Source organism: Adhaeribacter arboris, assembly GCF_003023845.1.
Taxonomy (GTDB): domain Bacteria; phylum Bacteroidota; class Bacteroidia; order Cytophagales; family Hymenobacteraceae; genus Adhaeribacter; species Adhaeribacter arboris.
This window is the reverse complement of record NZ_PYFT01000001.1, coordinates 5,723,203-5,735,353: the sequence shown is the minus strand read 5'-3', so window position 1 is coordinate 5,735,353 and position 12,151 is coordinate 5,723,203. Positions and strand designations below refer to the sequence as shown.

The following is a 12,151-nucleotide window of genomic DNA, read 5'->3' as shown; positions in this document are numbered from 1 at the left end:
ACTTGCAACCTGCAACCTGTAACTGATACACTTCTTATGTCGCCGATTATTATCATTAGCATTATTGCGGCTTATTTTTGCATATTAATTCTGATTTCTTTCCTTACCAGCAGTAAATCCGATAATACCGATTCTTTTTTCCTGGCTAACCGGAAGTCGCCGTGGTTTGTGGTAGCCTTCGGGATGATTGGTACTTCGCTATCTGGAGTTACTTTTATTTCTATTCCGGGCATGGTAAATAAGGCCGAGTTTTCGTACCTGCAATTTGTTTTTGGGTATTTATTGGGCTACTTGGTTATTGCTACTATTTTAATGCCTTTGTATTACCGTTTAAATTTAATTTCTATTTATGCCTATTTAGAGCAGCGCTTTGGCTATTGGTCGTATAAAACCGGGGCGTTTTTCTTTTTGCTGGCCCGTACTATTGGGGCCGCTCTGCGCTTGTACGTGGTGGCCGGGGTATTGCAGTTAGCGGTTTTCGATGCTTTAGGCGTACCATTTACCGTATCGGTATTTATTACCATTGCGCTTATTTGGGTGTATACGTTTCGGGGGGGCATGAAAACCATTATCTGGACTGATACTTTCCAGACCTTAGCCATGCTAATATGCGTGGGAGCCAGTATTATTTTAATTTCCGATGAGCTGAATTTATCGTTTCAAGGTTTGGTAAAAACCGTGGAAGAAAGCAGCTTTTCCAAAGTATTTTTCTGGGACGTAAAAGATAGCCGCTATTTTCTAAAGCAGTTTTTCTCCGGCGCTTTTATCACCATTGTAATGACCGGGCTGGACCAGGACATGATGCAGAAAAATTTGAGCTGTAAAAACCTCGGCGAAGCGCAGAAAAACATGTTTACTTTCAGCATTATTCTGGTATTAGTAAATATTTTATTTTTATCCTTAGGCGCTTTGCTTTACATTTTTGCGCAAGCGAAAGGTATAAACTTACCTGGTAAAGGCGACGATGTATTTCCGTTTCTGGCGCTAAATTATTTTCCGGCTTTTGCGGCCATAGCTTTTATTTTAGGCATTGTGGCAATTACCTACGCCAGCGCCGACTCCGCCCTTACCGCCCTAACTACTTCATTCTGCGTAGATTTTCTGGATTTTAAAAACCGCCCCGAAACCGAACGGCAACGCCTGAAATTTTACGTGCACATTGGGTTTTCGCTGTTGCTCATGCTCGTTATTCTTATTTTTAAATTAATAAACGACGAGAGCGTGGTAACCGCCGTTTTTAAAATTGCGGGTTACACCTACGGACCTTTGCTGGGTTTATATGCTTTCGGCTTGTTCATCCGCCGCAATTTGCAAGATAGATGGGTGCCGATTGTTTGTTTTCTATCGCCGATTCTTACTTATATTATTAACATAAACTCCAAAGAATGGTTCTGGGGATATGAGTTTGGATTTGAAATTTTAATGTTAAATGGCTTTATTACCATTCTGGGCTTATTAGCTATTTCCCGACCAAAGGTGGAGGAGTTGGAACCAGCGGCGGGTTAATTTATAATACCTATTTACTAACATTTCCAATCATAAAAATCAGGGTAAATAATTAAGAATACCTACCTTTACAAACGATTTTCACAAAATTCGTGTTTATATAAAAACACTACCAGCAGACTAATTTTTAATGGCGAAACGCGGATTCGGGGGCAGAACTTCTAGTGCAGACGACTTAACCTCCGGCAAAAAACCTCTTACAAAAGAAAGCTTCCAAAAAGGGTTTCGTATTTTTAAATACACCCTTCCTTACAAAGTTAAATTCATTATCGGCCTAGTATTTCTAGCTTTATCGAGTACCACGTTTATGGTATTTCCGGCACTTACGGGCCAGTTAGTCGATTCGGCTACGGGAGCCGCTACGGGGAAAGGCATTGCTTTCCTGAAAAATATCAACCTGATCTCTTTGGGTTTATTCGGGGTAATTGTTTTACAAGGATTATTTTCTTTCTTCCGGATTTTCTTTTTTTCCCAGGTAAGTGAATTTGCCGTAGCCGACATCCGGCGGGCTTTGTACGCTAAATTTGTAGTATTGCCCATTCCGTTTTTTGAACAGAAACGGGTTGGCGAAATTACCAGCCGGATTACTTCCGATGTATCGCAATTACAGGATACATTTTCCATTACGCTGGCCGAATTATTCCGCCAACTGGTTACGCTTATTGTGGGGGTAGCTATTATTATGGTTACTTCGGTGAAGCTTTCCTTGTTTATGTTGGGTACCTTTCCGGTTTTAGTATTATTGGCTTTTGTATTCGGGAAACGGATTAAAAAATTATCGAAAGCTACTCAGGAAGAAATAGGCAAAACCAACGTAATCGTGGAAGAAACGCTGCAAGCCATTAATGTGGTTAAAGCCTTTACGAACGAGTTATTCGAGATTGGCCGTTATAACCGTTCCTTGTCTAATGCAGTTAAAAACGCTTTGAAAGCTTCGTACTTCCGGGGCGCTTTTGTGTCGTTTATTATTATCGGGCTTTTTGGAGGTATTATTCTGGTGCTTTGGTTCGGGGCTTCGTTAGTAGAAAGCGGTGAGTTAACCATTGGGCAATTAGTACAATTTATCATTTACACTACGTTTATTGGCGCTTCGGTAGGAGGCTTAGGCGATATGTACGGCAAAGTACAAACATCCTTGGGAGCCGCCGACCGCGTGCTGGAAATACTGGACGAGCCGGAAGAGCCTACCAACCTAACTAATCGTTCGGGCAATACTTTAAAAGTGCACGGCAACATTGAATACGACCAGGTCGCTTTTTCCTATCCTACCCGCCCCGATATTGCTGTCCTTAAAGATATTTCCTTTCAGATTCAGTCCGGTGAAAAAGTTGCTTTAGTTGGACCTAGTGGGGCCGGTAAATCTACCATTGTGGCTTTGCTCATGAAGTTTTATAATTTAAAAGGCGGACAAATATGCATTGACGGGCAAGATATAAATGCGTTAAACTTAACCGAACTGCGCCAAAATATAGGTATTGTACCGCAAGAAGTGCTGTTATTTGGCGGCACCATCCGCGAAAACATTGCCTATGGCAAGCCAGATGCTACGGAAGACGAAATTATACTGGCCGCGAAAAAAGCGAACGCCTATCAATTTATTCAGTCATTCCCCGAAAAACTAGATACGGTAGTAGGAGAACGTGGTATTAAATTATCGGGTGGGCAGCGCCAACGAGTGGCCATTGCCCGGGCAATTTTAAGAAATCCGGCCATCCTTATTCTTGACGAAGCGACTAGTTCTTTAGATTCCGAGTCGGAAAAGTTGGTACAGCAAGCAATGGACGAATTGATGAAAGGCCGTACCAGCATTATTATTGCGCATCGTTTATCTACCATTCGCAAAGCAGATAAAATTCTGGTCATTGAAAACGGCCAGATTGTAGAGCAAGGCACCCACGAAGAGTTATCGCTGAACGAAAATGGCTTATATGCCAATTTGCTCCGGCTTCAGTTTGAATTAAGTTAATCTGCTTATTTTATTTTCTAGAGTAATAATAATCATCTCCCTTCCTCTTTTATTTTGACAAAGAGGGATGGAGGTGATTATTTTTTTATCTCGTTATTTTTAAGTTTGGCGGTATACTTTCCGGAAACGCTTCGGCTGGATAGCTGATTTTTCTTATTTTTACAGTTATCTTTTATTTTTTAAAATCTAAATCTGTTATATGAAAAAATTATTTACGGGTAGTATAGCTATTGTATTAGCTTATTTTCTTTCTACCAGCGTTACTTTTGCTCAATTAGAAACTCCGCAGCCAAGCCCGCAAGGTTCTGTTACCCAACGGGTTGGCCTTACTACTGTTTCTATAGAATATTCCCGCCCCAGCGTAAAAGGACGGAAAATTTTTGGTGGCACTCTACCTTATGGCAAGGCTTGGCGTACCGGAGCGAATGCTACTACTAAAATTACTTTTAAAGACGATGTAACCGTACAAGGCAACAAAGTACCAGCCGGTGAGTACGCGCTTTATACCATTCCGAACGAAAATGAATGGACAATAATATTAAACAAAAATTTAACTCTTGGCGGCAATACCGATGACTATAAAACCACCGAAGACGTTACGCGTTTTACTGTAAAACCAATAAGGTTGACCAATAGAACAGAAACTTTTACCATTAATTTCTCTGATCTTACTCCAGCTACCGCCAACGTAGAATTACTCTGGGAAAATACCTCGGTTAAATTTAAAGTAGTAACCGAAGTAGAAGGCAAAGTAATGAAGCAGATTCAGGAGCAGGTGGTAAATGGCCAGAATGTAAGCGCCGACATGTACGCCGCGGCCGCTAGTTACTACTACGAAAACAACAAGGATAATAACTTGGCCTTACAATGGATTAAGAAAGCCAACGAAAAAGACCCGAAGTTCTGGAATATGCACACCCAGGCTAAAATTCAGGCGCGGGCCAAAGATTTTAAAGGTGCCACCGCTTCTGCTCAAAAATCCATTGAACTGGCAAAAGCGGCTAAAAACGACGACTACGTTCGAATGAACGAGCAAGTTATTGCGGAGTGGGCGAAAGCAAAATAGGTTTTAGGTTATACGTTTTAGGTTTAAATACATTTAACTAAGCGGTTATTTCTCCTTCCTCACACTACTATTTTTTGTTTTATTTATAAAATTTACAATTCTTTAAAAAGAAAAGCCGCTGATTTATTCAGCGGCTTTTCTTTTGTAATCATTAAATAGCGTTTAAAGTAAGTAATTGAGCGAAAATAGTTTAGATTACTATTTAAGTTAACTCATTAATCACCATAATCAACTATTCTAACAACTAATAAAGATCAACTAACACCTACTTTAACTAATATCCTTCGTTTTGCACCAATAATTTGTTGGCGTCCATTTCGCGTTGCGGAATAGGTAATACTAAGATGGGATCGTCGTAACTAATAGTTTCTTCAATCAAACCATCGTTATCCAATACTAAAAGTTGGCCCTGGGTACGTTTCAGGTCATGCACCCGGAAACCTTCGTATGCCAGTTCGAACTGGCGCTCCAGTAAAATATCTTCTAAGGTTACCGTAGTCAGCGGCGTTGCTTTAGCTCGGTTTCGGATTAAGTTAATATCTTCCAGAGGCTCGGCGCCAACGCCGCTTCCTAACCGGAAATTAGCTTCGGCCCGAATCAAGTACATTTCAGCTAGCCGTACAACGGGAATATTCGCGCCAAACTCGGTGTATTTCCCGTTGCGTAAGCGGCCCGGCCGGGCACCTGTTCCCTCATAGATTAAATCGGTTAAGCGCGTATCATTAGGCTCAAATTGCTGGTACAAGGTAGTAACCCCAAATTCATTTTGCGGAATGTCGTCCTCCCCTAAAATCCGGACGTCGCCGCGACCAATATTACCAGGTAAACTGGCGTAAAAGGTAGTTAAACCATCATTCGAATTACCGGCGTTATTTTGGTCGTTCTGCTGAATTTCAAAAATAGATTCGGCAGTATTGCGGTTCCTAAACGCTAAAGATACAATGGGGTTTAAATTATAATTACCGCTCGCGATAACGCTGTTGGCTTTCTCCAAAGCTTTCGCATAATCGCCTTGCTGTAAATATACCCGCGCCAAAAAGGCCGAAGCAACGTATTTGGTAGCCCGAATATTTCTATCTGAGCTTTCCGGTAACAAACTTTCGGCTTTAATTAAATCAGCTATTACTTGTTGGTATACTTCCGCTACGGTAGCCCGGGGTTGAGTTACGGCAGCTTCCGCTTCGTTAGCTGCGCTTTGTAACGCAATCGGAACTCCCAACTGGGTATTAGCCCCACCGGGTTCGTAATTTTGCGCGTACAACCGTACTAATTCAAAATGCATAATTCCACGCACAAACAAAGCTTCGCCTTCTAGCTGTGCTTTTAAATCAGCATCTACTACCGGCAATGCTTTAATAACCGTATTGGCCAGGTTGATGGCCTCGAACCCGGAAATCCAGGTCCGGCTGGCCTCGGCGTTAGTGGCATCTAAAGTATGCCGGGCTAAGGTACGGTAACTGGCAAAAGTGCCTTGCCAACTTATGTAATTATCCGAAGCAAGCAGTTCCGGCAGCAGATTTAAGTTAGTACCGTATAATTCGGGGGTGCCTAATAAGGAGTACATGCCGATCACCGCACTCTCAACGTCCCCGGAAGTAGTGAGAGCTTTGGTTACATCTACTGAATCTTGCGGCTCTATATCTAAGCGGTCGTTGCAAGAGGCAGCTGTTAAAGCCAGCATTCCACCCAATGCTAATTGTAAAATATATTTTTTAGTCATGATTTCTTTTTTGAATTATGCTGAATATAGATGGAATTAAAAGCCGATGTTCACACCAAAAGTGATGGTTCTGGCTTGCGGCGGCGTATAAAAATCGTGGCCTATATTCACGTTGGTGCGGCTGGCCAGGTCGGTGCCGCCGAAATTCGTATTGTTTACTTCGGGGTCGTAACCGGTATAGTCGGTAAAGGTGAATAAGTTCTGAGCGGCCAAGTATACCCGCGCTGAGCTAAGCCGGGCTTTGTTTATGAAACTGGTGGGTAAATTATACCCGAGGCTTACGTTTTTTACCCGCAAGAAAGAACCATCCTGCACCCACCGCGACGATACACCCGTACCATTACCGGCGTATAAACGGGCCTGGGGTACATCCGTTACATCGCCGGGATTACGCCAGCGTTTCATTTGGTCTACGGTTTGATTATCGAAATAATCGCCGTTTACCGATTGGAACAAGCCGGCAATATTGTAAACATCATTCCCGTAAACACCCTGTAACAAAATACTTAAGTCAATTCCTTTATAAGAAAAAATATTCTCGAAGCCACTGATAAATTTAGGATTTGGATTACCTACTTTCTGGCGGAAAGCCAGGGCATAATCGTTTGTAGTGGAGCCCTCTTCGGTGTAATAAAGAGCATCGCCGTTAGCGGGGTCCACCCCGGCGTATTTAGGAGCGTAAAAATAGCCCAGTGGCTCACCTTCGGCAATACGGCCAATGGTACGGCCCCCTCCGTTAATTTCCGCTCCGTTCATGTTTACTACTTTGTTGACATTGCGCGAAATATTAAAAGACGATTTCCAGCTAAAACCGCTTTCGCTACGAATATTTTCGGTGTTCAGCACAAACTCGATACCCTTGTTTTTCAGCGTACCAATGTTGCGGGTAATGGTGGTAAAGCCATTTGTAGCGGGTAAAGGTAGGTCAAGGAGCAAATCTTTGGTGTTTTTGATATAAAAATCTATTTCACCGGAAATACGATCGTTTAAGAAGCCATAGTCCAAACCTAAATCAAACTGAGTGGTTTTTTCCCAGCGCAAATCCGGGCTAGGTAAATTAAAAGGTACGATACCCGCTTGGTCGGCGTAGAAACTGGCGTTATACAAGCCACGAGATTGAAAGTTATTAATTTCGGAATTACCGGTTACCCCAATGCTGGAACGTATTTTCAGGAAGCTGATGGCATTTTTATTCGGCAGAAAATCTTCTTCCGAGATAATCCAGCCTACGGAACCGGCCGGGAAGAAACCATACCGGTTATTCTGGCCAAACCGGGAAGAACCGTCTACCCGCGCTGAAGCCGAGAACAGGTAACGATTATTAAATTTGTAATTGGCCCGGGTAAAATAAGATAAGAAAGAATAACCGGTTTGCGTAGAGGAACCGGCAATTAATTTGGCGGCACTAACGAGTTTTTTATAATTATCGTTCGGGAAACCCTGGCCTTGCACGTAAAAACCAGTAATAGTGGCTTCCTGAAAACTAAAGCCTAACAAAGCTTCCAAACTATGGGTTTCGTTCACTTCTTTATGAAAAGTAAGCGTGTTATTGGTCGTATAGTTCAGGGAGCGAGAGTAACGGTAAGAACCCAAACCCGCGGGGCCGCCATCTAAAGTTTCGCGGCCATTGTAGCGTTCTTCTTCCAGACTCAATAAATCTAGTCCGTATTCCGACCGGAAGGTTAAGGAAGGCGTGAAATCGTAAGAACCGTACAAGTTACTGATGGTGCGGTAGGTAGTGGCTACGTTAGAGGCGCTTTCCACGTCAATCAGCGCATTATAGTACAACATGTCGGCGTTTAATTTACCGGTAGTGGGGTCACGGATGGGCTCCAGCGGCGAAAGCGCATTTAACTGCACCGGGTTCGAAAACTCGTTATCGTCGGCAATCCGGTTATTGATACTCCGGATTAAAGATATGTTGGTACCAATTTTAAGTTTGCTGTTAACGGAATGATCCAGGTTGATGCGACCGGTGCTGCGCTCAAACTCGTTGCCTACAATAATACCTTTTTGTTTGTTTTGAGTACCGCTGATGTAAAAGCGGGTTTTAGCATCGCCACCAGTGGCCGATACGGTATATTGCGTTATGCTGCCGCGCTGAAAGGCTTCGTCGTTCCAATCGGAGTTATACGGGGAGTTAATATCCATTAAACCTTCCAGTTCAAATTCTTCCTGAGCGTTATAGCCTTCGTTCTCGGCCGCTTCCGTGAAAAGCTCCTTGTATTGCGTGGCGTTTAAAAAATCGCGCAAGTGGGTGGGCGTACTAATACCGGTAAAATAGCCTAGTTCAATCTTTGTTTTTCCTACTTTACCTTTTTTGGTAGTAATTAATACCACTCCGTTCGAGGCTCTCGAACCATAAATAGCAGCGGCAGCGGCATCTTTTAAAATTTCGATGGATTCTATGTCATTCGGGTTAATGTCTGCCATGGGGTTAATCGGTTCGGCAGTGGGGTCTCCAATAGAAGTAGACGTTACCGGAATCCCATCAATCACGTACAAAGGCTGATTACTAGCTGAAACCGAGGCAGCTCCCCGCACCCGGATGTTAACGCCCTGGCCTAATTTACCGCCGCCCGAGTTAATATATACTCCCGGCGTGCGGCCCTGCAACGAGGCCTCAAAGCTGTTTACCGGCTGGTTTTCTATTTCTTTGGCGGATACTTTCGTGATAGACCCGGTTAAGTCGGCTTTCTTTTGCGTACCATAACCTACTACTACTACTTCATCTAACTCCGAAACATTAGCTCTTAACTGCGCATCAATAATAGTTTTCTGGCCAACCGGTATTTCCAAGGTGCTCATGCCGATAAAAGAAAAAACCAGCGTAGCATTAGCCGGTACGGGCAAGGTGTAGGTGCCATCACTTTGCGTAGTGGTACCTTCGGTGGTACCTTTCAAAACGACGCTTACGCCGGGTAAAGCCAAGCCATCCTCAGCAGAGATAACCTTACCCGAAACAGTTCTGGTTTGAGCCAGCACCGTATGAAGAATAAAGCTTAAAAAAATAAGACTAAGTGATAAAGCTTTTTGCATAAATTTTTTGTTTTGCGAATTAGTCAAATAAATTTACCGAATATAAGTAACTAAATCCTTTTTGATAAGCTTTATGACCTTTTTAATCAAAATGGCTTATGCGTTCGGGGCAGTATTGTTAAGAACATACCGTATTCAGAAAAACTACCTTCAAATTCAGGGTTATTTTAGCTTAATGATGATTATATTTCCTTAACACAAAAAAGAAGCCTTCGAATTTCTTCGAAGGCTTCTTTTTTGAACTACCTGATTGTTCTTTTAAAAAACAATAAAGAACTATAAGATATACTGACTTAAGTCCCGATTTTTAACCATATTGGTCAAACGCTCATCTACCATTTCGGGCGTAATCATAATGTGGGCGTTGGCCCCGATTTTATCCGGTACATCAAATAAGATTTCGTTTAAAAGTTGGCTTACCACCGTTTGCAGGCGACGAGCGCCTATATTTTCTACTTCGGCGTTAACCTCAAAAGCAATTTCGGCAATTTTATGTAGGGCTTCGTCCGTAAACGTTAATTCTACGTCTTCGGCTTGCAGCAACGCTTCGTATTGCTTCGTTAAGGCGTTTTTCGGGAATTTAAGAATACTATAAAAGTCTTCTTTGGTTAAACTCTGCAATTCTACCCGAATCGGGAAACGGCCTTGTAACTCGGGAATTAAATCCGAGGGTTTTGCTACGTGAAAAGCGCCAGCGGCCACAAACAAAATATGGTCGGTTTTAATTACGCCGTATTTGGTACTTACGGTACTTCCTTCCACAATCGGCAACAAATCCCGCTGTACCCCTTCGCGACTTACGTCCGGTCCTCCCCCGCCTTTGTTACTGGCCGAGGCAATTTTATCAATCTCATCAATGAAAATAACCCCCGCGTTTTCGGCTTTTCGGATGGCTTCTTCTTTCACTTCGTCCATGTCGATCAACTTTACAGCTTCTTCCTCCAGTAAAATTTTGCGGGCTTCCGCAATGGTTACTTTCCGTTTACGCGTTTTCTTGGGCATCATGCCGCTAATCATTTCCTGAATATTCATCATAGAGGCCTCGTCGATGCCGGGGCCCAGTACGCCTACGCCAGTAGAATTATTCTGCTGAACTTTTATTTCAATTTTTCGTTCATCCAGTTCACCGTTCCGGATTTTAATCCGAAACTTCTCGCGGGTACGTTCATTTAGTTCCTGGTCATTATCCGGCATTGCATTTTCGTTAGCGGAAGTAGCGAAACCCGCGTAAGGTTTAGTGGGCGCAGGCGCATTGGTAATAGGCGGAATCAAGGCATCCAGAATAATATCTTCCACTACTTGAGCAGCTTGAACCTTCACTTCTTCTTTCCGCCGCATCTTTACCATATTCACCGACTGTTCTACCAGGTCGCGCACCATACTTTCTACATCACGACCCACGTAGCCCACTTCGGTAAATTTAGAAGCTTCTACTTTGGTAAAAGGAGCATCGGCAATACTGGCTAAACGGCGGGCAATTTCGGTTTTACCAACGCCGGTAGCGCCAATCATTAAAATATTATTCGGTACAATTTCATTTTGCATGTCTGGGTCCGCGTGCATGCGGCGCCACCGGTTACGCAAAGCAATGGCAACATTCCGCTTGGCATCATGCTGCCCGATAATGTATTTATCTAGTTCGGCTACAATTTGGGCCGGCGTTAAATAATGCGTGGTATCTAGCATAATAAGATCAAAGTTGGTTGCCCTTACGGGCAAAAATTTAAATTTTATTCGATTAGGAACAATAGTATAAAGAATTTCATACGATTAAAAGAAAAATAAGCCCGATTATACCCGCGACTTTTTTCTAAAAACCTGGGCGACTTGGGTAATAACCGTAAACGTATTACTAGCTCCCGCTACGTGGTAGTAGGCTCGGGTATAGGCCAGTTCAAACGCCTTTATGCGCACGGTTGCTCCTAAAGCAAAACCCGCCCCGCCTGCTTTTGTTTCCAGGCGTAACTCCCGATTACGTAAATGATTATACCCTACCATAACGTTAAAGTTCTTACTTAGTATAAACTGCCCACCCATCACAAAATGGCGGGCTAATTTATCGCCCAAGCTTTTCTGCTGCGAGCCAGAAATAATTGTTCCGCTTTGAGTGGTATCCTGGTAACCAATATCAAATTGCTGCAGGTGATGAGCGGTAACGGAAAACTGCAATGGCATGTGCTCCGGTTTGTACGTCAGCCCGATTTGCGCATCAAATGGCATGCTTTCCCGCGCACCGCCGGTAAAGGTTTTTAATGGATAGCCTATATTTTTGAGTACTAAACCCATGTAAAACTCTTTATCCGGATGCTTATAAACCCCGCCCAAATCCATTAAAATTGCCGAAGATTTGTACTCGGCAATGCCCGATAAGGCGAATTTGAGCGTAGCGCCTAAAGTAAATGGTTTTAAAACGGAGGCATGGGTTATACTCACTACATAATCCTGCACGGCAAATTTACCCGTTACCTGACCAGTCGGATCGGTTTGGGTAAAATCACCGTAATTTAAATACTGCAATCCCGCACCCCACCGGCCAAGCTTTGGATGATCCAAAGCATAATATACCGAACTTAAAGAAATATCGGCCAAGTAATCGGTATAACTCAGGGCTAACTGTTTTTGCATGCTGGATTGCAGAAGCGCCGGGTTAGCTTGCAGCATAGTAACATCGGTACTGGGCACCGAAACATTACTACCCCCTAAACCCGTTAAACGGGCACCCGCCGGCAAACTTAAAAAATCAAAGGTATGGTGCCCACCCATCTGTGCTGCGGTAGTAAATGCATTTACCATTAAAAAAAGAATCAGGCTGGCCCTTATTTTTGTCAACTGTATGCCCTCCAAAATATGGCCA

The 12,151-nt window shown here is 43.2% G+C and carries 7 protein-coding genes; 3 read left to right on the top strand and 4 right to left on the bottom strand.

The features are described from left to right. Window positions 1-36 precede the first annotated feature (36 nt). From AHMF7605_RS23310 to AHMF7605_RS23300, 3 genes are all read left to right on the top strand, one after another. A complete protein-coding gene (locus AHMF7605_RS23310; RefSeq protein WP_106932392.1) occupies window positions 37-1,506 on the top strand; it encodes a sodium:solute symporter in 1,470 nt (489 codons plus the stop codon). 130 nt (window positions 1,507-1,636) lie between these two features. Beyond that, on the top strand, window positions 1,637-3,472 hold the full coding sequence (locus AHMF7605_RS23305) for an ABC transporter ATP-binding protein (RefSeq protein ID WP_106932391.1): 1,836 nt from the start codon (window positions 1,637-1,639) through the stop codon (window positions 3,470-3,472). 199 nt (window positions 3,473-3,671) lie between these two features. Then, window positions 3,672-4,538, top strand: a complete 867-nt coding sequence (locus AHMF7605_RS23300) for a DUF2911 domain-containing protein (RefSeq protein ID WP_106932390.1) — start codon at window positions 3,672-3,674, stop codon at window positions 4,536-4,538. 274 nt (window positions 4,539-4,812) lie between these two features. On the opposite strand, the gene AHMF7605_RS23295 is transcribed toward AHMF7605_RS23300, so the two are convergent. From AHMF7605_RS23295 to porQ, 4 genes are all read right to left on the bottom strand, one after another. After that, the gene (locus AHMF7605_RS23295) at window positions 4,813-6,258 is read right to left on the bottom strand and encodes a RagB/SusD family nutrient uptake outer membrane protein (RefSeq protein ID WP_233219230.1); all 1,446 of its coding nucleotides are present in this window, start codon (window positions 6,256-6,258) and stop codon (window positions 4,813-4,815) included. 36 nt (window positions 6,259-6,294) lie between these two features. Further along, window positions 6,295-9,297 (bottom strand): SusC/RagA family TonB-linked outer membrane protein, encoded by a 3,003-nt coding sequence (locus tag AHMF7605_RS23290; RefSeq protein ID WP_106933586.1) that lies wholly within the window; start codon window positions 9,295-9,297, stop codon window positions 6,295-6,297. A 276-nt stretch (window positions 9,298-9,573) separates the two neighbouring features. Continuing rightward, on the bottom strand, window positions 9,574-10,983 hold the full coding sequence (gene hslU, locus AHMF7605_RS23285) for an ATP-dependent protease ATPase subunit HslU (protein WP_106933585.1): 1,410 nt from the start codon (window positions 10,981-10,983) through the stop codon (window positions 9,574-9,576). Between the two features lie 105 nt (window positions 10,984-11,088). After that, complete coding sequence (gene porQ / locus AHMF7605_RS23280) at window positions 11,089-12,126, bottom strand: type IX secretion system protein PorQ (protein WP_262512364.1); 1,038 nt, start codon at window positions 12,124-12,126, stop codon at window positions 11,089-11,091. Between the last annotated feature and the right edge of the window lie 25 nt (window positions 12,127-12,151).